Annotated in this window: 20 protein-coding genes and 1 pseudogene; 13 read left to right on the top strand and 8 right to left on the bottom strand. The window is 61.1% G+C overall.

Annotated elements, in window-relative coordinates; translation table 11 throughout:
• Positions 1–278 precede the first annotated feature (278 nt).
• The 7 genes from P3G66_RS18920 to P3G66_RS18950 all read left to right on the top strand — a co-directional run bounded on the left by P3G66_RS18920 (position 279) and on the right by P3G66_RS18950 (position 7,196).
• Positions 279–1,196, top strand: a complete 918-nt coding sequence (locus P3G66_RS18920) for an alpha/beta fold hydrolase (protein WP_054187024.1) — start codon at positions 279–281, stop codon at positions 1,194–1,196.
• A gap of 72 nt (positions 1,197–1,268) precedes the next feature.
• On the top strand, positions 1,269–2,567 hold the full coding sequence (locus tag P3G66_RS18925) for a sugar ABC transporter substrate-binding protein (RefSeq protein WP_143542547.1): 1,299 nt from the start codon (positions 1,269–1,271) through the stop codon (positions 2,565–2,567).
• A gap of 17 nt (positions 2,568–2,584) precedes the next feature.
• Positions 2,585–4,114 carry a sugar ABC transporter ATP-binding protein gene (locus P3G66_RS18930; RefSeq protein ID WP_158170264.1) on the top strand — a complete coding sequence of 510 codons (1,530 nt, stop codon included), beginning with the start codon at positions 2,585–2,587 and terminating at the stop codon, positions 4,112–4,114.
• Between the two features lie 8 nt (positions 4,115–4,122).
• On the top strand, positions 4,123–5,136 hold the full coding sequence (locus P3G66_RS18935; protein WP_168421999.1) for an ABC transporter permease: 1,014 nt from the start codon (positions 4,123–4,125) through the stop codon (positions 5,134–5,136).
• Positions 5,133–5,984: a mycofactocin-coupled SDR family oxidoreductase gene (locus tag P3G66_RS18940; RefSeq protein WP_054825732.1), complete on the top strand. Its 852-nt coding sequence runs from the start codon at positions 5,133–5,135 to the stop codon at positions 5,982–5,984. Before P3G66_RS18935 ends, P3G66_RS18940 begins: the two co-directional genes overlap by 4 nt.
• A 49-nt stretch (positions 5,985–6,033) precedes the next feature.
• Positions 6,034–6,867, top strand: a complete 834-nt coding sequence (locus P3G66_RS18945) for a mycofactocin-coupled SDR family oxidoreductase (protein ID WP_054187020.1) — start codon at positions 6,034–6,036, stop codon at positions 6,865–6,867.
• Positions 6,868–6,893: 26 nt separating this feature from the next.
• Entirely contained in the window at positions 6,894–7,196 is a 303-nt protein-coding gene (locus P3G66_RS18950; RefSeq protein WP_276116991.1) for a hypothetical protein, read from the top strand.
• Between the two features lie 258 nt (positions 7,197–7,454).
• Here P3G66_RS18950 and P3G66_RS18955 read toward each other — a convergent pair whose 3' ends face one another.
• From P3G66_RS18955 to P3G66_RS18970, 4 genes are read right to left on the bottom strand one after another with little or no spacing between them, the layout of a single operon-like run.
• A complete protein-coding gene (locus P3G66_RS18955; protein ID WP_054825733.1) occupies positions 7,455–8,102 on the bottom strand; it encodes a hypothetical protein in 648 nt (215 codons plus the stop codon).
• On the bottom strand, positions 8,086–9,801 hold the full coding sequence (locus P3G66_RS18960) for a GMC family oxidoreductase (RefSeq protein ID WP_003943453.1): 1,716 nt from the start codon (positions 9,799–9,801) through the stop codon (positions 8,086–8,088). Before P3G66_RS18960 ends, P3G66_RS18955 begins: the two co-directional genes overlap by 17 nt.
• Complete coding sequence (locus tag P3G66_RS18965; protein ID WP_276116993.1) at positions 9,798–11,282, bottom strand: NAD(P)/FAD-dependent oxidoreductase; 1,485 nt, start codon at positions 11,280–11,282, stop codon at positions 9,798–9,800. The genes P3G66_RS18960 and P3G66_RS18965 overlap by 4 nt, the downstream gene beginning before the upstream one ends.
• On the bottom strand, positions 11,279–11,863 hold the full coding sequence (locus tag P3G66_RS18970) for a TetR/AcrR family transcriptional regulator (protein WP_276116994.1): 585 nt from the start codon (positions 11,861–11,863) through the stop codon (positions 11,279–11,281). The genes P3G66_RS18965 and P3G66_RS18970 overlap by 4 nt, the downstream gene beginning before the upstream one ends.
• Before the next feature lie 123 nt (positions 11,864–11,986).
• Between P3G66_RS18970 and P3G66_RS18975 the strand changes: the two genes are divergently transcribed.
• The 5 genes and pseudogenes from P3G66_RS18975 (at position 11,987) to P3G66_RS18995 (ending at position 15,804) form a co-directional block, all read left to right on the top strand.
• Positions 11,987–12,697 (top strand): response regulator transcription factor, encoded by a 711-nt coding sequence (locus P3G66_RS18975; RefSeq protein ID WP_007732315.1) that lies wholly within the window; start codon positions 11,987–11,989, stop codon positions 12,695–12,697.
• Between the two features lie 188 nt (positions 12,698–12,885).
• Positions 12,886–13,107, top strand: a pseudogene (locus P3G66_RS18980) (LuxR C-terminal-related transcriptional regulator); the annotation flags it as partial.
• A 20-nt stretch (positions 13,108–13,127) separates the two neighbouring features.
• Positions 13,128–14,342, top strand: coding sequence for an ATP-binding protein (locus tag P3G66_RS18985; protein WP_082920527.1), 1,215 nt, complete (start codon positions 13,128–13,130; stop codon positions 14,340–14,342).
• Positions 14,339–15,451: a hypothetical protein gene (locus P3G66_RS18990; RefSeq protein ID WP_042922819.1), complete on the top strand. Its 1,113-nt coding sequence runs from the start codon at positions 14,339–14,341 to the stop codon at positions 15,449–15,451. Before P3G66_RS18985 ends, P3G66_RS18990 begins: the two co-directional genes overlap by 4 nt.
• Positions 15,452–15,498: 47 nt before the next feature.
• The gene (locus tag P3G66_RS18995; RefSeq protein ID WP_073513342.1) at positions 15,499–15,804 is read left to right on the top strand and encodes a hypothetical protein; all 306 of its coding nucleotides are present in this window, start codon (positions 15,499–15,501) and stop codon (positions 15,802–15,804) included.
• A 6-nt stretch (positions 15,805–15,810) separates the two neighbouring features.
• Here P3G66_RS18995 and P3G66_RS19000 read toward each other — a convergent pair whose 3' ends face one another.
• Genes P3G66_RS19000 through P3G66_RS19015 form a run of 4 tightly spaced genes read right to left on the bottom strand, consistent with a single transcriptional unit; the run spans position 15,811 to position 20,636 of the window.
• Positions 15,811–16,722 (bottom strand): hydroxymethylglutaryl-CoA lyase, encoded by a 912-nt coding sequence (locus P3G66_RS19000; RefSeq protein WP_003943493.1) that lies wholly within the window; start codon positions 16,720–16,722, stop codon positions 15,811–15,813.
• 1 nt (position 16,723) lies between these two features.
• The gene (locus P3G66_RS19005; protein WP_007732303.1) at positions 16,724–17,938 is read right to left on the bottom strand and encodes a CoA transferase; all 1,215 of its coding nucleotides are present in this window, start codon (positions 17,936–17,938) and stop codon (positions 16,724–16,726) included.
• A 35-nt stretch (positions 17,939–17,973) separates the two neighbouring features.
• Positions 17,974–19,740 carry a multicopper oxidase domain-containing protein gene (locus tag P3G66_RS19010; protein WP_276116995.1) on the bottom strand — a complete coding sequence of 589 codons (1,767 nt, stop codon included), beginning with the start codon at positions 19,738–19,740 and terminating at the stop codon, positions 17,974–17,976.
• A 56-nt stretch (positions 19,741–19,796) separates the two neighbouring features.
• Entirely contained in the window at positions 19,797–20,636 is an 840-nt protein-coding gene (locus tag P3G66_RS19015) for an alpha/beta fold hydrolase (RefSeq protein ID WP_042922817.1), read from the bottom strand.
• Between the two features lie 65 nt (positions 20,637–20,701).
• Between P3G66_RS19015 and P3G66_RS19020 the strand changes: the two genes are divergently transcribed.
• Positions 20,702–21,478 carry a TetR/AcrR family transcriptional regulator gene (locus tag P3G66_RS19020; RefSeq protein WP_042922815.1) on the top strand — a complete coding sequence of 259 codons (777 nt, stop codon included), beginning with the start codon at positions 20,702–20,704 and terminating at the stop codon, positions 21,476–21,478.
• Positions 21,479–21,497: the final 19 nt, after the last annotated feature.

The raw sequence follows: 21,497 nt of genomic DNA on the forward strand, positions 1-21,497 counted from the left end.
AGCCGGAACACCTCCAATAATGCTGCGCTCGTTACGAATACATGCGCAGTGGGTGAGCAGGACTATACCGACGGATTTTCCTTGCTGTCCAGTGGCACTTGACAAAGGCTGTGAGGTGACTCACGATTACGGAGTACTTCGGATCCGCGACGATCCGCTCGGGGCAGTTGGCACGAGCGAACCGCGTCGATGCCGTAATACGCACGGCGACAAGACCTTCCGTTTTCTTTCGTACCTACTTCCGTTCAGCTTTCACTCGTTACATGAGGAGTCGCGCAATGCGCCGTGAAGATGTCGAATTCTCCAGCGACGGAGTCACCGTTCGCGGTTGGCTGTACCGACCCGACACCGACGACGACGTTCCGGCCGTCGTACTGGCAGGCGGTTGGTGCTACGTCCGCGAATTGGTCATGCCCTATTACGCCGAGGCCTTCGTGACGGCCGGTATGGCTGCGCTGGTCTTCGACTACCGCAACCTGGGCGTCTCGGACGGTGAGCCCCGCCAACATCTGGACCCGAAGCAACAGATTCGTGACTATCAGAACGCGCTCAGCTTTCTCGAGCGCACTCCCGGCATCGACAACGACCGTCTCGGCGCCTGGGGAATTTCCTACTCCGGCGGCCACGTGATGATTCTCGCCGCGACCGATCCCCGGGTGAAGGCCATCGTGTCTCAGATTCCGGTGATCGACGGGTACCGCAACATGCGTCGGATCCACGGGACCATGGGTTATCGAAAGCTGTGGGACGCAATTCTCGAAGATCGCCGACTCCGCTTCGACGATCCGGATCAGCGACTGCACATCGCGCATGCGAGCGAGAACCCCGAGGAAGAACTGTCGTCCTGGCCGTTCCCCGAGACGAAGACGACCTTCGCGGCACTTCAAGCCACCGAAGCTCCTCTCTACCAGAACAGTTCGACCATGGAATCCGTCGATCTCCTGCTCGACTACGACGTCAACTACTTCGTACCCCGGATTCTCGACACGCCGTCGATGATGATCGTCGCCGAAGGCGACGACCTCACGTTGTGGGACTTGGAGATCGAGAGTTTCAACAACATCCCGACTCCGAAGAAAGAACTTGTCGTCCTACCGCACACGTCGCACATGACGCTCTACAGCGATCAGTCCAAGCTCGCAGTAGCGGCCGAACACGCTTCCCGTTGGTTCACAACGCATCTGCTGGCGAAGTAGCGAAATCTCCCGTTTCCTCCACACCTCGAGACAACCTCTCGAGCCCCCTCTTGTGAGACCAAGGATGTGATCATGCCTTCGATCGAATCGAAGATCGTGGACGTCGCGCGAAACGCGACGTTCTCTCATCCACTGACCCGACGTTCCTTCTTCGCCGCAATGGGCGCAGCAGGCATCACCCTCGGCGCAGTGGCCTGCGGAGCAGGCGGCAGTTCCACCAGTACCGCCGCCGGCGGTGGCGCTGGCGCGGGCAAAGTCCAGGAAAAGACCCTCTGCCAGGTCACAACTCTCTCCAACGACTACTTCGTCGCGTTCTCGGACGGCGGCAAGCAGGCGATGGACGCGCTGGGCGTGAGCATGTCCTCGGTGGAGGACCAGGGCAACGTCAACACTGCGCTGGGACAGGTAGGCAACGTCCGCGCTTCGGGCGGCAAGTCGATCTTCGGTACTCCCGCCACCGAAGCTCAAGCGGCAGCTGTCACGAAAGCCTGCCAGGCAGCCGGGATTCTGTATGCCAGCTCGTACACGGCGCCCGCCTGGTACACACCGGCCGACGCGGACAAGTGGGTCCGCTTCATCACACCGCCGTCCACCAAGATCGCCGTCGCAACCGCCAAGGCTTTGTTCGACAAGGTCGGCGGCAACGGAACCATCATTCATGTTCCGGGGCAGAAGGGTTCGTCTTCCGACGATCAACGGACAGCTGGACTGAACGCCGCGGCCAAGGACTACCCGGGAATCAAGATCGTCACCGCGTCGCCGGGCAACTGGACTTCGGAAGACGCGAGAAAGGCGTTCACGAACATCTTGCCTTCGGTGCCGGACTTCGTCGGGGTGTTCGCGCAGAACGACAGTCAAGCTGCAGGAGTCATTGCGGCACTGGACGCCGCGAAGATCACCGGCAAGATCGTGGTCGGATTCGACGGTAACAAGCAGAACGTCGAATACATCGCGCAGGGAAAGCAATACCTGACCAGTGCGACGGTCGGCGGACTCACGGCAGGAATTCTCGGTGTCACCATCTTCGATCAACTCAACGGCGTCGACCTGTCTCTGCCGGAGCGATTCCTTTCACAGGGAGCACTCCTGGTGACTCCGGAGATCGCCGACGACGTACTGAAAACCGTGTACGCACCCACACTTCCGTTCGACTGGGCAAAAATGAGCAAGGCCCTGCATCCTGACGATTGGGACCCGCAGACCGTACTCAACCCGATCGATCCGCGGGAGTACTACGCCGGCGTATCGCAGGACCAATACACGCTGAACAGCGCTTGGAACTCTGCAGATATCACCGGAGTACGCACCGAGTACGCAGCCGCGTTCCGCTCGGGCCCGTTGCTGCAGTACAAAGACCAACTCGTGGCCTGAGAATGAGTGATACGAAGGTGAGCGACACAGCAACCATCAGCTTGCGTGGGGTCTGCAAGAGCTACGGACCCGTTCACGCCCTCCAGGACGTCTCACTCGACGTCAGCCGAGGTGACGTTCTCGGCTTGATCGGTGAGAACGGCGCCGGAAAGTCAACGCTGATCGGCGTTTTGACGGGAACGGTGCGTCCCGACGCCGGAAGCCTCGATGTCAACGGGACACACGTGGAACTCGGCGACTCGCGTACTCTCCGCGAACTCGGAATCTCCGTGGTGGTCCAGGAGCAGTCATTGGTCGATGCACTGCGGGTGTACGAGAACATCTATCTCGGACGTGAGGGCGAGATAGGTGGTTGGGGACCCGGCCGGCGTCGGAGAATGCGCGACGCCGCCCAGTCGCTACTCGACACACTCGGCATCGAGGGGCTGCGCGCCGACGCCGTTGTCGCCGAATTGACCTACCCGCAAAGGCAACTGGTCGAGATCGCACGTGCCTTCTCGCGGATCACCGACGCCACCGAAGCGCCGGTGATCCTGCTCGACGAGCCGACAAGCGCGTTGACCGAGACCGAGGTGGAAATCCTCTTCGCGTTGATCGAGGGGTGGCGCGATCGGGTGTCGTTCATCTTCGTCTCTCACATCCTGCAAGACGTCCTGCGGATCAGCACACGGCTACTCGTACTTCGCGACGGGCGGTCCATCGAAACGCTCTCCGCTGACGGCGTCACGGCGGAGCAACTGCACGAGTTGATGGTGGGTAGCGAACGCAGCGCGGACTACTACCGCGAAGGCGAACAGACCGGAGTGCTGTCGACGAAGCCGTTGATCGAACTCCGAGATGCAAGCAGCGCAGGCGAGTTCGAGTCCGTCGATCTTGTCGTCCGACCGGGCGAGGTAGTGGGACTGGCCGGAGTCATAGGTTCGGGGAAAGCGTCGGTGGCTGCAGCAGTCGCGGGTGCGGAGTCGTTGTCGGCGGGTTCGATTCACGTCGACGGTACTGCGCACGAGCACTGGTCGGTTCCCGCTGCCGTGGCAGCCGGAGTCTTGTACGTCCCGCCGGAGCGTGCCCAGGACTCCCTGTTCCGCAGCGCGTCGATCAGAAACAACATCTCGATCGGCTTCCTCGATCTCCTCCGCCACCCGTGGACGCGGCTACTGCGTTTACGGACCGAAAGGGAACGGACGACGCAGTTAGCCCGCGCGCTGCAGGTCAAGGCCCCGTCGTTGTCGACGCCCATCGGGGAACTCAGTGGCGGAAACCAACAGAAGGCGATCTTCGCTCGGTGGCAAGGTCGCGAATGCAAAGTGCTGGTCCTCAGCGATCCGACGCGTGGAATCGACGTCGGAACGCGAGAGGAGATCTACGGTTTGGTCCGGTCGATGGCTGCATCGGGGGTCGGTGTGCTGCTGTGCGCCGAATCCCTCGAAGAAGTGATCGGAATGTCCGACCGAATCGTGGTCATGAAGGACGGAGTCATCAGCGCAGAGCTGGCGGCCCCTGCAGAGCACAAGCCCGCCGAAGTCGACGTGATCAAGCACATGATGTGAGGAATGCAGTGACCCAGACACTCTCGAAGCAATCGCCGGCCAGCGATGCCGCAGCGCCGTCAGGCGCGCGCGGTCTGCTGAGTCGACTCGATCAGCACCGCAACATAGTTGTACCGACGGTTGCAGTGCTGGTCCTGATCATCTATTTCCAGTGGCGCACGGAAAGTTTCATCACTGCGACGTCCGCGCAGAACATTCTCAACCAGATGGCTTTCCTGACTGTGCTCGCGCTCGCCGGCACGTTTGTCATTCTGATCGGTGGTATCGATCTTTCGGTGGCGGCGACGGCCACTCTCGCCGGAATTCTGATCGCCACGTGGATCGACAAGTTCGGCGGCCCGTTGGCGATAGTCATGGTGATCGCCGCCGGGGCGGTGGTCGGACTGGTCAACGGATTGATCACGACAATGCTCAAGGTTCCGTCGTTCCTGGTGACGCTGGGAATGATGTCCGTACTCGACGGCATTTCCAACACCGTCTCCAAAGGCGGTCCTGTTTCCTATAATTCGAATCTTCTCCAGAGCCTGGTGAACGAGTCGATGATCCCCAACGTCCCCAACGGGGCACTGATCGCAATCCTGCTGACCATCGGCGCGACAGTCCTGGCATTCGGTACGTCGTTCGGTCGCCACATGTATGCGGTGGGCGGCAACGAACGCGCCGCGGCACTCGTCGGTGTTCGCGTACGACGCACCAAACTTGCGGTCTTCGCGGTCGCCGGAGCCGTCGCCGCGATTGCCGGAATCATCTTCACCGGCCAGGCCAGCACCGGCGTCCCGATGGGTGCAGGCCCCAGCCTGCTCAATTCCATCGCAGCCGTGGTGGTGGGCGGCACCGCACTGTCCGGTGGCGTCGGCGGCCCACATCGAACGATCCTCGGTGCACTCGTGATCGTGTTGCTGAGCGCCGGAATGGACCTGACCTCGGTCGACCCCTACACACAACTCGTCATCAAGGGCATCGTGGTGATTGCCGCAGTTGCACTGACCATCGACCGACGCCGATACGGAGTGATCAAGTGACCACCAGAGCACGCACCACCGGAAGAGTTTCGGGCAAGGTCGCGTTCGTCACCGGCGCAGCACGCGGCCAGGGCCGGGCACATGCGATCCGCTTGGCCGAGGAAGGCGCAGACATCATCGCGCTCGACATCTGCGCCGATGTCGAAGGCGTTCCGTACTCGCTGGCAAGCGAAGCCGACCTCGCCGAGACCGTCCGGTCGGTCGAGGCGGTCGGCGGACGAATTCTGGCCGAGGTGGCCGATGTTCGCGACTTCACCGCGATCAAAGGTGTCCTCGGCCGCGGAGTCGACCAGTTCGGTCACGTCGACATCGTCTGTGCCAACGTCGGTATCAACATCCCATCTTCTACACACGAACTCACCGAAAGCCAGTGGGGCACTGTCGTCGACATCGATCTCAGCGGCACGTGGCGAACCGCCAAGGCAGCAATCCCCTACCTGATCGAACAGGGCGTCGGGGGCGCGATCATCCTGACCAGCTCGGCGGCCGGGCTCAAGGGATACGGCAACATCGCGCACTACACAGCCGCGAAACACGGCGTCAACGGGTTGATGAAAACTCTCGCGCAGGAACTGGCTCCCCACCGAATCCGAGTGAACACCGTCAACCCCACCCAGGTCGACACTCCGATGATCATGAACGACGCCATGTACGAGTTGTTCTGTCCGGACATCGACGAGCCGACCCGGGAGGATTTCGCCCCGTTGTCGCAAGCGATGAATGCGCTGCCCATCCCGTGGGTCGAATCCGTCGACGTCAGCAATGCCGTGCTTTTCCTCGCGTCCGACGAAGCCAGGTACATCACCGGCGTCGCACTGCCCGTCGACGCAGGCGTACTCGTCAAATAGCTCTCCGATCACCCACGTACACAACAATTTCAGCAACAGGAGGATCCCCATGACCGGACGATTCGAAGGCAAGGTCGCATTCATCACGGGTGCTGCTCGCGGGCAAGGGCGTAATCACGCATTGCGGCTGGCGCAGGAGGGCGCGAACATCATCGCTCTCGACTCCGTCAAGGACAACGACACCGTGCCGTACCCCTTGGCCACGGAGGACGACCTTCAGGAAACAATCCGTCTCGTCGAAGAAGCAGGCGGCAAGATCATCTTCTCGCACGCCGACGTGCGCAACTTCGACTCGGTCAAGCTGGCCCTCGAAGCCGGGCTCGATCGCTTCGGCCACGTCGACATCGTCATCGCAAACGCGGGCATCCTCTCCTTCGGGAACGCGCACGAATTGGACGAGGAGAAGTGGGGCGAAATGATCGACGTCAACCTCAGCGGCGTGTGGCGCACCGTCAAGGCCGCGATCCCCCACATGATCGAACAGGGCACCGGCGGCGCGATCGTCCTCACCGCCTCCGTTGCCGGGTTGCGCGCGTACACGGGTGTCGGACACTATGTTTCGGCCAAGCACGGCGTCGTGGGATTGATGAAGACCCTCGCCCAGGAACTCGCTCCGCATCGCATTCGCGTCAATACCGTGAACCCGACGCAGGTCGACACCGAGATGGTGCAGAACCAGGCGATGTACAACCAATTCGTTCCCGGCACCGACAATCCGGGTCGCGACGACTTCGCCAAGGCCTCCGGCGACATGATCCTCTACCCGATCCCGTGGGTAGAAAACGACGACGTCACCAACGCCGTCAAATTCCTCGCCTCCGACGAAGCGCGTTACATCACCGGCGTCGCGTTGCCCGTGGACGGCGGCGTGCTGGTCATGTGAGTGACCGACCAGTTCAGGAGACTCTCGTGAACCGAGTGACGAAGATGCCACCTCAGCTCTGTGGAGGGACGAGCGTCGCAAACACCCACGAATGCCAGGTTCGACGTGCCAAACGCTCGCGAAACCGTGGATCGTATGCGGACGACCTCATCGACTTCGCAATCCTGTGGCGCCCGTGGAACGGCGCCGCTGCCGAGGACATCTTCGTCACCTTCGGCCTGTCGACGCGGACGTATTACAACCGACTGCGATCAGCTCTGAGTGGGCCGGCCGGATCGGACCTGTGCACGGCACTGAAGATGGAACTCGCCCAGCTCGGCGCTGCCTGAACTCGACGGCCCTGCTTGAATCACTACACACCGCGTCGGAAATACTTCACGATCCCCGGGAACAAATCCGGGGAGACCGCCGTTGAACACCCTGTCGGCGTCCGAACAAGCCCCGGGCCCCACCCCTTTTGTCGCTGCGAGCGACCACCCGCCGAGAGGCGCCTGTGGGACGTCGACACCTGACTTTCACACCACACGACCAAGGCCGCCCGGTCACTGACGGGCGGCCTTGGTCGCTTTTCGCAGGTCAAACCCCCGTTACCGACGCCTGGCCGCTCCCGTAGTCATTTTTCCGCCCAGAATCACGACGCCGTGATGGGTGCCCGCAGCCAACCAGTCCGGCAGGGTCTGCCCCTCTGCCTCGACGCTCACGCGCGCGTATCGGAACGATCCCGTCAGCCTTGCCGACGCGATCGCCAGACCCCCACCGGACTCCGGCTGCGCAAATCCCAACCCCCCGGCAATCGGCAGACGCGGCCCGAGCATCCGCGTATCCGAACGCACCCGCCATCCGTCGCCGGTTGCAGTGAATTTCTGCTGCACGTCTCCGTCGAACTCGGCCAGAACCTTGGGTAGTTGCCAGTGGACTCGCCCACCGTGCACCGACGGTTCCGAATCCACCGCGATGAAAGGGACCGCCATCCGCGGCATAGGCCCGATCCGTTTCCCTGGCGCATGCAAGACCGGACTGGCGAGGATCTCGCGATACGGGCCGACCGGCGAATCGAGGTAGTCCACCATCATGGCCACCGTCATCGGAATCGTTCGACCATCCGGGCCGAGCTCCCGCGCCGCCGACGTACTGCGGTGCCACCACAGTGTCGCGCGAACGCGAGCCGGCCACGGCGGCGGATCACTCACCGGCCAGTCGACGCGGTCACTTGTCGATTCAGGCACGCTCCACATCGGACACCTTCTCAGCTCGAATGGTCAGGGGAAGCCGCAAAGCGCCTGGTGCATGCGTCGGCACCACCGGATCGGACGGCAAAGTCGGATCGATACGTACGTATGGCTCGCCGGTCTTCGGGCGGGCGTCCGCGCCACCCTTGTTCGGCCACATCGCGCACGCTCGTTCCGCCTGCGCAGTGATGGTCAGGGAAGGATTCACTCCGAGATTTGCGCTCACCACCGAACCGTCCATGACGTGCAGTCCCTCATGACCGTATGCACGCAGATACGGATCGACGACGCCACTCGACGCGCTGTCACCGATCGCGCAGCCACCCAGAAAGTGTGCCGTCATCGGGATGTTCACGATCTCGGCGATGGAACCACCCGGGTCGCCGTCGATCTTCTCGGCGACCTTGCGAATGGCTGTATGACCCTGCGGAATCCACTGAGGAGGTGGATCGCCCGGTCCCGGTCTACTGGTGAGGGAGCGCCCGAATCGTTTGGTGTTCTTGGAAAGTTCGAGGGAGTTGTCGTCGGTCTGCATCACCAGCGCGATGACGGTTCGCTCGGACCAGTTCCGTACCGACAACGATCGCAAGAACGCTCCTGGGTGCCGGGCCGCGACTGCCAGAGTCTTCAGCACCCGGGGAGTTCGCCCACCGCCGTCACTCAGGACGGTCTGCAGAAGTCCTATTGCATTGCTGCCCTTGCCGTATCGCACCGGCTCGATGTGCGTGTGATCATCCGGGTGAAAGGACGACGTGATGGCTACGCCCTGCGTGAAGTTCCGTCGACGCGACTTCGACGTTGCGGCCAGTACGGCTTCGGAATTGGTACGTACGACGGTGCCGAGAGTGTCCGACAGGCCCGGCAGGGCACCGGATTCCTTCATACCGAGCAGCAGTCTCGCCGTTCCGTACGTTCCGGCGGCAACCACCACCTGATCGGCGGTGAACCGAACTTCTCGCCGGCGGACGCCGTCCGTTCGCCTCGCGAGCAGGCGGTAACCACCGCTTGCCGCCGGCCGAAGGTCGGTGACGGTCGTGAGCGGATGAACCCTGGCGCCCGCTTGCTCGGCGAGATGGAGGTAGTTCTTGACCAGCGTGTTCTTCGCACCGACTCGGCAGCCGGTCATACATCCCCCGCATTCCGTGCAACCTGTGCGTTCGGGTCCTTTTCCGCCGAAGAACGGGTCCGGCACGGAAACTCCTGCCTCCCCGAAGAAAACCCCGACGGGGGTGGACGTGAAGGTCTCCCCCACGCCCATCTCTTCGGCTACGTCCTTCATCACCGCATCGGCAGGAGTGAAGGACGGATTGGTGCGAACACCCAACATCCGTTTGGCCTGGTCGTAGTACGGCGCCAGTTCGTCGTGCCAGTCAGTGATGTGCGCCCACTGACGGTCTTCGAAGAACCGATTGGGTGGCTGATACAACGTGTTGGCGTAGTTCAACGACCCACCTCCGACGCCGGCCCCCGCCATCACGAGCACATCCGGAAGAAGATGGATGCGCTGAACCCCATAACATCCGATCCACGGCGCCCACAGGTACTTTCGAAGTCTCCAACTGGTTTCGGGCAACTCGTCGTCGGCAAACCGTCGACCGGCTTCGAGCACCCCGACACGGTAGCCCTTCTCCGTCAGGCGAAGAGCGGCGACACTGCCACCGAATCCCGAACCGATAACCACCACGTCGTAGTGCGTCGTGGTCATGCCTCGACGCTTTCGATCTTGCGAGCGGAGTAGTTCTCCCGATCGAAATGCTCCAGCAGCGAACGGAATTTGAAAGTGAACGTCGGCCACTGCACCGAGTTGCGCCCCTCCGGATCGATGTACCAACTCGAGCATCCGCCCTTGTTCCACACCGTGTGCTGCAACTCGTGCTGAATTCCCTTGTTGTAGTGCACCTGCACCGTCTCGTTCACGTCGAGGGCATCGATCCGCTCTCGCTTCATGGTGTTCAAGGCGTCGTTGACGTACTCGGCCTGGGACTCGAGCATGTACACGATCGAACTGTGTCCGAGGTTGGTGTTCGGACCGTACATGAGGAACAGATTCGGGAACCCGCTGACCGCAGTACCCTTGTACGCGCTGGGGCTACCGTTCCAATGTGCGGCCAGCGTCTCGCCACGTTTTCCGGTGATCAGATGCGCAACAGGCGGTTCCGTCGGCGTGAACCCCGTGGCGAAGATGATGGTGTCGACCTTGTGCTCGACTCCGCGTCCGTCGACCACTCCGTTTTCGGTGACCGAGACGAGCCCACTGTCGACCAGACTCACGTCCGCGCGGTCAAGGGTGCGCAACCAGTCGTTGGACAGAAGCATGCGCTTGCAACCGATCGTGAAATCGGGAGTCAGTTTCCGGCGCAACTCCGGATCTTTCACCTGTCTGCGCAGATGGAGGCGCGCGGCCGCCTCGAAGGCAGGCAGCACCCACGTCGCGTGCGACATCGCGGCACCGAGTAGCTCGCGGAAGCCGTAAACCCACCCTCGAATCACCTTCTGTGTAACGGGAATCCGCGAGTACACGGCCTTCTGTGCAGCAGGCAGGGTGCGATCCATCCGCGGAATCACCCAGGCCGGAGTTCGCTGGAACACGGTGACATGGGCAGCAGGGTCGGCAATTTCGGGAACGAACTGAACCGCCGACGCTCCCGTTCCGATCACGGCTACGCGCTCACCACGCAGTTCGTGTTCGTGGTTCCACGTCGCCGAATGGAAAGTGGTCCCGGAGAATTGGTCGAGACCGGGGAAATCCGGGATCTTGGGCGTCGACAACGCTCCGGTCGCGGCGACCAGAGCTTTGGCCGTCAACGACCCTCGAGATGTCCGAATACGCCACAGCGCCGCATCCTCGTCCCACACAGCAGCTTCGAGCTCGCAGTTCAGGACTACGCGTTCCACGATGCCGGTGTCTGCGGCCACCTTCTTCAGATAGTTGTAGATCTCGGGTTGACGAGCAAAGGTATGACTCCAATCGGCGCTCGGCGCAAAAGAATACGAGTACAACGCCGTCGGCACGTCACAGGCACAGCCTGGATAGGTGTTGTCGCGCCAAGTGCCGCCGATGTCAGCTCCACGCTCGATCAACACGACGTCTGCAGCGCGGTTGTCGCGAAGCATTCTGGCCGCCAAGCCCATACCGGCAAATCCGGCACCGACGATCAGCGTTTCGACATGTTCGGGAAGCTTCACTTCTTCTCCACTCGGGATTGCCAGGCCGGCAACAGTCGCGCTCTGAGCGCGTCGTCGGCTTCGGATGTACGAAACAGGGCTGAGACTGCAAGCCCACGAACGAGTTCGATGGTGAGTTCGACCGACTCGGAATCGAACCGATCACCGAACAACTCGGCGCTGCCGAACTCGAGCGCCTCACTCACCTTGCGTTCGAGGGGCACCGTCGCCGCATGCAGAACGGGATCGGTCCGCGCCGCGACCCACAATTCGAGGGCGGCATAGAACAGCGGCCCGGAGAACGCGTCCGACAGGACCTCGAGGCCTCGACCACGATCCACTTCAGCGGTGAGGATTTCTTCCAGCCGCTTGTCGACCAGATACTCGACGGCCGCAACGACCAGCGATTCCTTGGTCGGAAAATGATGCAGTTGCGTACCCCGCGAGACGCCTGCGCGGCGGGCGATCTCTTGCGTGCTGGTCCGTGCGTAGCCCAGCTCGACCAACGATTCGACGGCGGCGTCGAGGAGGCGCCCACGCATCGCCGCTGTACGTTCGGCCTGGGTACGGCTTACTTTCGCATCGGGAGTGGTCTCGGTCACAAGATAACTGTAGAGCCGAAACGTAAAACAGTCCAGGCTGACTTCAAATCTTGACACGTAACATACCGGTCAGTCAGCTCTGCCTGATAACGTCCTCGCATCGAGCGGAGGGAAACAATCGCTATGCCAGAGCAAACAGCATTTCCACACCGCCGTGTCGGGTTGGTGGAAGACCACGAGTCGGTAGCAATCGGCGTGTCCGTGATGCTCGAGGACGAGCCGGACCTCGAATTGGTGTGCATCGCGACCACTGTGTCCGAGATGCTCGCTCAGAACGTCGCCTTGGATCTGGCAATCCTCGACCTCCGGCTGGCCGACGGTTCATCGCCCAAGAGCAATGTCGAGCAACTGCGGGCCGCTGGGCTCGAGACATTGATCTTCACCGGGGCGGAAAACCCGTACCTCGTTCGCTCGGCCGCCCGTGCCGGCGTACTGGGTGTTGTACGCAAGTCCGAACCGACTGCCGTCGTGGTTGATGCGATACGCGCCGCCGCGTCGGGAAGGCAGGTGGTGACGACAGAGTGGGCTGCCGCAATCGACGGGGATCCAGGTCTCGACGAAGTGGGTCTGAGCCCTCGACAACTCGAGGTCCTCGAACTTTACGCATCCGGAGAGAAGGCGGATCGAGTTGCGCGACTCACCGGTTTGGCGCCGCAGACGGTTAACGACTACCTCCAGCGCATCAGGCAGAAATATGCGGCTGTCGGACGACCCGCACCGACAAAAACGGATTTGTACAAACGCGCGGTCGAAGACGGGGTGTTACCAATTCCTGAACGGCCTACTTCCGGAAAAAAGCTGACTTTGACTAACAATGAGGTTCGGCAACAATAACTCTCACAGCGCTGCCCCTGAAAATATGGGCAGAGGAATTGATGTCTGGGAAAAATTTCCCTCTTCGAATTACATTCATCTGACAAGAAGACGGCACTGTCGGGGGTCTGTCATTCCGCTACAGAGAAGTAAGGACGAAACTCATGACAGTCACTGTGGAAAACTGCATGGCACAGGATCCCGTAGGACCGCACCTTTCGGAGCGCGAAATCGAGGTTCTCCGGGAATGGCTACTGAGTGATTCGAAGTCACGCGTTGCTCAAAACCTCTACATCAGCGTGGGAACGGTGGGGACCCACCTGTCGCGGATTCGCGAGAAGTATGCCGACGTTGGAAGGAACGCACCGACGAAATGCGAATTACTCGTGCGAGCGATACAAGATCAGATAGTGACGATCGACGAACTCTGATCAGACTGCCTCACCCATCCTTGGCGAATGATTCAGCAGAGAGTCAATCAAGTACTACCGATTCCACCTTCACCGACAAGATCCTTCGTCTGTTCGGTAGATTCGTGTGCGCCGGCTACCTGTTCTACCTGCTCATCCTGATTCCGAATATCAGAGACGCAGCGGCAACCACCGCGGCCTGGTGGACACCTGTGGCCATCTTCGCGATATTCGGAACAGCCATGGTGTTGGGACTTTCGACGTTCCTGCCCCAGACAATCTGGATTCGTCGAGCTGCCGCAATTAATGCGATTGCCTATATTCTCGTTGCGTGCGCGTGGTGGCCTGCCTGGACCGGTGAACATGTCCAAGGCTTCGGGACGTGGCTCGCCAACATCCCTGGTGTCGCCGGGCTAGCAGCCGCAGCTGCATGGCAGCCTGCCTGGGCTCTGCTATACCTCGGGGTGGGAGTCACGCTCGTCCAACTGATCAATCACGCCATCCGCGAAGCACCCCTGTTCTATCTTCTGATTCCGGATCTCAGTGCTGCGCTGATGTTCTGCACAGTTTTTGTTGCAGCATCTGTTGTCGCACTTCGCACCGGGCAAACCCTTGACGCCACCATCGCGAGTACCCACGCTGCGGCCGCCGGAGCCGCGGCTGCAGCTGCAAAAGACGTCGAACGCGAACGCTTCAACGCCCTGATCCACGACACCGTGATGTCGACCTTGTTGGCTGCTGCACGAACGGACTCCGACTCCACCGTCGCCGGGCAGTCACGGCGCACACTGGCCCGCCTGGACCATCTTCGTTCGGGAGTCGAGACCGCAGAGCGATTGGACCCGGATGCGGTTCTTGCTCAACTCCGTTCGGCAGCCTCGGAAGTCGATGAGAATGTCACCTTCACATCACACGTGGAGTCAAACGCCAACAATGCCGAGTTCCCGTCGGAACCGGTGAGTGCTCTCGCAGGAGCCTTGAGTGAAGCACTGCGTAACAGTAAGAAACACGCCGGGCCGGACGCACGTCGTTCGGTCGACGCAATTGTCGAAGAAACTCGAATGGAGGTGACGGTATGTGACAACGGAATCGGTTTCGATCCTCGCACCGTACCGACGCATCGACTCGGCATCGCCGTGAGCATTCATGCCAGGGTACGCAGTATCCCCGGAGGGGCAGCAGACGTCGCGTCTTCTCCAGGAGCAGGAACCAAAGTCACTCTGTCCTGGCAACGAGCTGAGATGGCTCCTCGATGAACTTCGATGCGGGAAACATCGCCGTAGGCAAAGACATCCGCGACCTACTCGGAATGCGTAGTAGATCCGCTCTCCTTCTCGTTGCCTGCTTCACCGTCACGTATTCGATTTCCGCCGCGTACGGGACAAGCGGAGTCAGGTCCTCGTGGCCGCTGGCAGTCGCGGTACTCGTTGGGTCAGCAGCTGCTTTCTCCATCGTCCTGACTGACGGGGACCCCATGCCCCTTCACCAGAGCATCCTGCTCAGTGCTACCGGCTTAGTCGCCTGCGGCGCGGTGTTCATGGTATTGCCGGTACCTGTGCATAATCCGGCCCAACTCTGGCCTTTCGGAATGTGTACTGTCGTCTTCACCTTCATGTGTGTGCGGGGAAGGACGGGCTACGCCTGGCTTGGCGTGATTCTTTTGATTGCCTCCTCGGTTGCCTGGGCGACTGTGACAGGTCAAGGACCGTTGTACGGCTTCGCCGAGTCTTTCGCCAACGTCGGACCAGTTCTAATGTCGACGGTCTTCGCACTTACGATTCGGCCACGAGCCAAGACGATCTTCGAACTACGCCAAGCGTCTACCGAACGCATCGCCGCAGGAGCAGCCACGTCGGCAGTCATCGAAGAAAGAGACGCCCAACTCGACAGACTCAACATACTGGCCCGGCCTCTGCTCGAGCGGATTGCTTCAGGCGTGCCAATGGATTCCACCGAGAAATTGGCATGTGAATTACTCGAAGCTCAACTACGTGACTCGCTCCGAGCGCCGGGATTTCAGAAGAATCACGTGATCGATGCTGTGCGTGCCGCTCGAAACCGCGGCGTCGAAGTAGTCCTGCTCGACGACCACGGAATGGATGGCGCGAACGCCGACGTGCGCGACCGAATCCACTCGAGCATCGTCCGGGAACTCACCGCGATCACGCGAGGAAAAGTGACCATACGGATCCTTCCACCTCGGCGTACCGCTATGGCCACGATGCTGGTCGACACTGAAGACGTTCGACGAATCGAGTTCGATCACAACGGCATGCAGCTGCTACGGCAGGGGGACCGGGGAGAGCTCGGCACCTCGTCCATGTCCGTCGATCCGACTACAGACAGCGCCGTCGAACCCGAATAGCTTTCGAGGAGAGTGAGATTCACCGGGTCGATCACCAGGAGAAATGAATGATCTTCGAACTGCGTCCAGCGCATGTCGCACGTGCCCTCGCCGCACTGTGTGCCCTTCCGATTCTGTGGACCTTCGCAGTAGAGGGAATCACCACGACAACGGAATACGACTACAGCACAGGCGAAGTGTCCTCGTCGAGCGACCTGGGCTCTCAGATCGGAAGCGTCGCGATCTGGATCGTCCTCGCGATCGCATTTGCCGCCGGTGCCTGGTATCTGGAGAAGCAGCGCATCGGTTGGCCGCCGGCGGCGCACGAGCAGCTGGTCAGACTGCAGCTGGCATCACCCAACCGAGAAGAGTAAAGGTCCCTACCGCTTCCGATCGCCGGCGCGGAGAAGATTACTGGGAACCGTATGGCCCACTATCTCCTCTGCAACGGCAGCGGCACGAATGCTCGCATCCAGGTCGATACCCGTCGCAATGCCCATATCTTCGAGCATGTAGACCAGTTCCTCCGTCGCGATGTTGCCACTGGCACCGGGAGCGAACGGACAACCGCCGAGACCTCCGGTGGACGCGTCGAGGTTTCGAACACCGTGCTGCACAGCCGCAAACGCGCAAGCAAGACCAGCGCCACGCGTGTTGTGGAAGTGCGCACCCAAGCCGAAGTCACCTACTCTTTCGCCCACAGCGTCGATCAATCGTCCGACACGTCCCGGCGTGGCAGTGCCGATGGTATCTGCGATCGAGAACTGATCAGCACCGAACTCCTTGGCCTGCTCCGCAATCCGCAGAACACGATCCGGGTCGGTTGGACCGTCGAACGGACAGTCCCAGGCTGTGGCCACGATGACCTCCACCCGTCCTCCGGCGTCGTGGACGATCCTGACGACCTCTCCGATACGTTCGGTCGCTTGCTCCGTCGTCGACCGAGTGTTGGCCTCGCTGTGGCCATTCGATGCCGACACAACATATTCGACGGTTTTCATTCCTGCGGCGACGGCCCGTTTCGCTCCACCGATTCCGGCGACCAATGCCGAGAACTCGATGCCGGGCCACTGGTGCAGTTCTGCTGCCAACAATTCCGCGTCGGCCAACGCCGGCACAGCGCGCGGTGAGACGAACGACGTCGCCTCGATACGCGAAACACCCGTCGCAGCCAGAGCGTCGACAAGACGAAGTTTCTCCGCCAGCGACACCGGGTCTTCGATCTGCAACCCGTCCCGTGGTCCGACTTCACGAATACTGACTGCTGGAATACCCACGCCAGGTACCGACATGTCAGATCACGCCCTTCATCTTCAGTTCTGCCTGCTCGTCGTCCGAGAGTCCGAGGAGCCCGCCCCACACCGAGGAGTTGTCGTGACCCGGCGCCGACGCTCCCGCGTTGCGCACGGATCCGGGTGTCTCACTGAAGGTAGGCACGACGCCCAAGCCGAGGACGTTTTCACCGATCCGCTCGTCGTAGTGGTCGACGAGCATCCCCCGCTCGATCAGCTGCGGATCCTTGACGACATCTTCAACCGTATTGATCGGCCCGGCAACAACTCCCACTTCGGTGAGGCGTTCCACCAGGCTGGTGGGATCTTGGAGCGCGACCCAGGCGCTGATCAGTTCGTCGAGCTCGTCCTGATGTTTGCCACGGGCAACATGATTGGAGAAGCGGTCGTCATGCGCTAGTTCCGGTCGCCCCATGATGGTGCACAGACGCACGAAGAGCGTATCCTGATTGGCTGCGATCACCACCCAGTTTCCTTCAGAGGTCTGATAGATGTTGGACGGCGCAATACCCTCCAATCTCGTTCCCGAGGGCTGCCGGATGATCCCGCCCCGATCGTAATCCGGGATCGTGGATTCCTGCACCGCCAGACAGGATTCCGTGAGGGCAACGTCGACCACCTGACCACGGCCGGTCCGCTCTCGTGAGAGCAACGCCGCCAGCACTCCCTGAACGGCGAACATCCCGCCGAGAGAATCTCCGAGCGAAAGGGCAATACGCGGAGGCGCCTGCCCTGGATAACCGTTCAGATGCCGAAATCCGCTGACCGCTTCGGCAACCGAGGCGTAGCCGGCGCTCTTGGCTTGCGGTCCGCTCTGCCCGTAACCGGATACCCTGGCCAACACCAACTTCGGATTGCGCGCACTGAGAACGTCGAATCCCAGGCCCCACTTCTCGAGGGTGCCCGGCCGGAAGTTCTCGACCACCACATCGGCATGTTCGATCAGATTCAGAAACAGGTCTCGCCCCGCGTCGACGCGAAGGTCCAACGTCACACACCGCTTGTTGCGGGCGTGAACCGTCCAGAAGAATCGATGACCGTCCTGCTCGGCCTGACCCCAGGTACGAAGCGGGTCCGGGCGGTCCGGCGATTCGATCTTGATCACGTCGGCGCCCATGTCGCCGAGCAGTTTCCCGGCGAAGGGCCCGGCGATCAAGGTTCCGAGTTCAATCACCCGATATCCGTCCAGGGGCCCGGTGGGCGCACCTTCCGACACAGCTGCCTCCTCTGGAACTTTTCTCCCCTTGAAGGCTACGTCACCACCCGATATCGCAACATCATGTCGTGGTCTTCGTGATCGAGCATGTGGCAGTGCCAGACGTACCCCTGAAGGTCCCCCATGCCGACTTCTCCGTGTGCCGAGTGATCTGCCATGGAACCTCTCGCGAAAGTTGCATCCGGATCGAAGCCCAACTCGTCGGCCGTCGGAAAACGCACGATCACGCGGGTGATCGAGTTGGCATCCACGATGACCGTGTCCTTCTCCCCCGTTTCCCACACTTCGGGAGGCCGCAGCGAAGAGGTCACGAATTCCTCTGCCGACGGCGTCCACCGGACTCCCAGGTCAGGTACCGGATACCGCTGCATGAGCGCTGCAGTGTCGATGTTCTGGCGCCCCACAACGCGGAACGCCACCAGATGCAGATGAATCGGATGCGGTTCTGTGGTGATGTTGATCAAATTCCATTGCTCGATGGTTCCCTGACGCGGCAGTTCGATATCTGAATCAGTGAACCGCAAATTGTTGAGCGACATAGTGATCGACGGGTAATCCGAGGGACGCGACAGCTGCATGATCGTGAGATTTCGCACCATATCCGGGGACGCCGGTTCGGCAGCAACGGAATTCAGCTGCTGCGGGATCGAGCCGGTGAATCCCTTTGCGCTGCCCACGTCGAACCGACAGAAGACCGGCATCACCTGTGTGCCGCGTTGCGCCACCGCAAGGGGTACCGGTTCGTCGTTGCGCAATTCCACCGTCGCGCCCGGCTCGAGCATGCTGAAGTCGACCAGCAGATCAGCGCGTTCACCCGGACCAAGCCGGACGTGATCCGTCGGCGCAGGAGCGGCCAAAAAACCGCCTTCGGAACCGATCACCCAGAACCGCATACGATTTGCGAAGTGCAGATTCCACACCGAATAGGTTGCGGCATTGAGCAGTCGCAATCGGTACAGTCCGCGAGCCACCTCCACTTTCGGCCATACGACGCCGTTCACTACACCCACGTCACCGGGAGTCGCCGGATCCCAGGAACCCTGCGGAGTGAGCCACGTGGAACGGACACTCTGTTGACCGTCGGAGGTGAAGACCTTGTCCTGCAGAATCATCGGAAGCTCGAATTCGCCGGACGGCAAGCCGAGAGAATTCCCGGTGGTGCCTGTATCTGCGTCGTCACGGAGAAAATACATCCCGACCAGCCCGGCGTAGACGTTGAGGCGCGTCATTCCCATGGCGTGATCGTGATACCAAAGATTGCCGGCGGCACGACCATTCGTGTACTCGTGAACCAAACCTTCGCCCGGACGCTGAATCAGCTCCGGATGCCCGTCGAACTGCGGTGCAGTAACTCCTCCGTGCAGGTGAAGCGAGGTGGGGACCTGTGTGCGGTCGAGGTCGCTGACGCCGTGCAGACCCGGATCGACATCCGCGGCAAGCGGATACGCAGAAATGTCATTGGCATATCGGACTGTGACGAGCTGATCGACGTGAGCTTCGATGGTGGGGCCCAGATAATCCATTCCGCCGTAACCCAGCGACGGCGACGACGGTAGGTCCGGATGGAATCGGTGCATCGACGATGCCGCACGAAGCTCCAGGTTGCCACCCGAAATGCCCGGCAGGACAGGAAGGGTCTCCCGAAACGGTTCCAGACGGGGCGACGGAAGTTGGAACGGGCGCAGTGGATCGACATCAGGTGGTCGAGCCGTCGCTGATCCAGCGGACAACGCGCTCAGACCGGCCAGCAGGCCAAGCCCTTGAACAAACGATCGGCGACGGATCTTGTGTGACTCGTCCACTCACGGCCCCCTCACGCTGACGGCATCCGGAGCGGGTTACCCGCGTGCTCGCACGGTCAAACACCGACCACCTTCTCCAACCAGGGTTTGAGAATGGGTAGAACATGAGCCGGTTGCATTGCCTGCGTGTGATCCAGACCGTCGAGTACCTCGATATCCCACCCTGCCGACCGAACGGCGTCGAGGTCGAGATCGGCCGGCGCGACCCGTACCCCACCCCATCGGTCACCGTATTCGATGACGTCTCGCGAACCGACGAAACACATTCGCGGACAAAGGATGCGCCCTTGAATCGTTCGATCGTCGAATTCACCAAGTGCGCGGTACAGCGTCACGAACTGCCGGGTCTGCGCTCCGGTCAACGCAATGTCGATGGAGTTCCAATCGAATTCGTCTGATGATGCCGTGGGCTGTGATGTGTGCTGGGGCGGTTCACTCGCCATGCGGTGTGTAGCTTCGGTAACCTGGAGCATCGCCTTGTACGGCCCATCCACCGGCGGGAAACCACCCATGACCAGTGCGGTCAGACGATCGGTGCGCAGCGCCAACTGCAATCCGCACAGAGCCAGCCAGGAGTATCCGTAGTAGGCGAACTGGTCGATCCCAGCCGAATTCGCCACAGCCAGAATGTCGGACGCGATGTTGTCGGGAGTGAGCGTGTCCGGCGCGGGCGACGCCATCCGGTGCCCTTCGTAGTCGAAGGCAACCACAGTGAAGTTCGACGCCAACCCTTCCAGGAACGTTCGACCGAGCGAGGGGTCAACGCCCCAGGCGCGCAGTTCGTCCGCCTTGATGCCGGTAGCCGAAATCGGATTCACAGGTATCAGCACGGCAGGGCCATGTCCGAGAACCTCGACATCGATAGTTGTCCCGTCGTGAAGTCTTGCCTCAACCATGCCCACTCCCAAATCTTTACACTGTAAAGTAATTAAGAATAGCGCGACTCCACGAAAGCGACAAGATGAACAAACAGGCAGGCCGACGCGATATCGCACGCACGATTTCACTTCTGTGGCGTCAACCCGAGGCGCCTTCCGGCCGCCGAGGACCGAAGCCCGCGCTGTCCACTGACACAGTCGTTGACGCCGCGATCGAAGTCGCCGACGCCAACCCCACGACACCGTTGTCGATGCGCATGATCGGCGACCACCTCGGCCGAACTGCGATGTCGTTGTACACCTACATACCGGGAAAGGACGAACTACTGGACCTGATGTACGACCGGGTGCATGCCGAGCTACCGCCGATCGCAGACACCGGCGACTGGCGCATGGCACTCTCCGACTGGGCCGCCGCACTCTTCGCCCTACATACACGCCATCCGTGGACATTGGATGTCTCGTTGGCGCGCCCCGTCCTGGGTCCGCACGAGCAGACAGGACTCGAATCACTCCTGTCCATTCTCTACTCCACAGGTCTCGATGCTCCGACCATCCGCAGATCGGTGAGCATGCTTTTCCATTTCATCCGGGGGTCCGCGCGGACCTTAGCTGAGATCCGGAGCGCCTCGACCATCGGAGATTCCGAATCTCATTGGTGGGCAGAGTCTTCTGCTGCACTGGCCGATGCTGCACCGGATTTCGCGGACGACTTCCCCCACACGATGCAGTTGGGTCGGGAGGCCCCACCGGTACCGGGCGGCGACTTCTATCTCGAACGAGAAACCGAAGAGTCATTTACTCAGGGCCTACAGATCCTCCTTGACGGTATCGAATCGAGGATTCGAAAACGCTCTTGACTCGAACGCATGTTCGAGT

The organism is Rhodococcus sp. C3V (assembly GCF_029269915.1).
GTDB lineage: Bacteria > Actinomycetota > Actinomycetes > Mycobacteriales > Mycobacteriaceae > Rhodococcus_F > Rhodococcus_F qingshengii.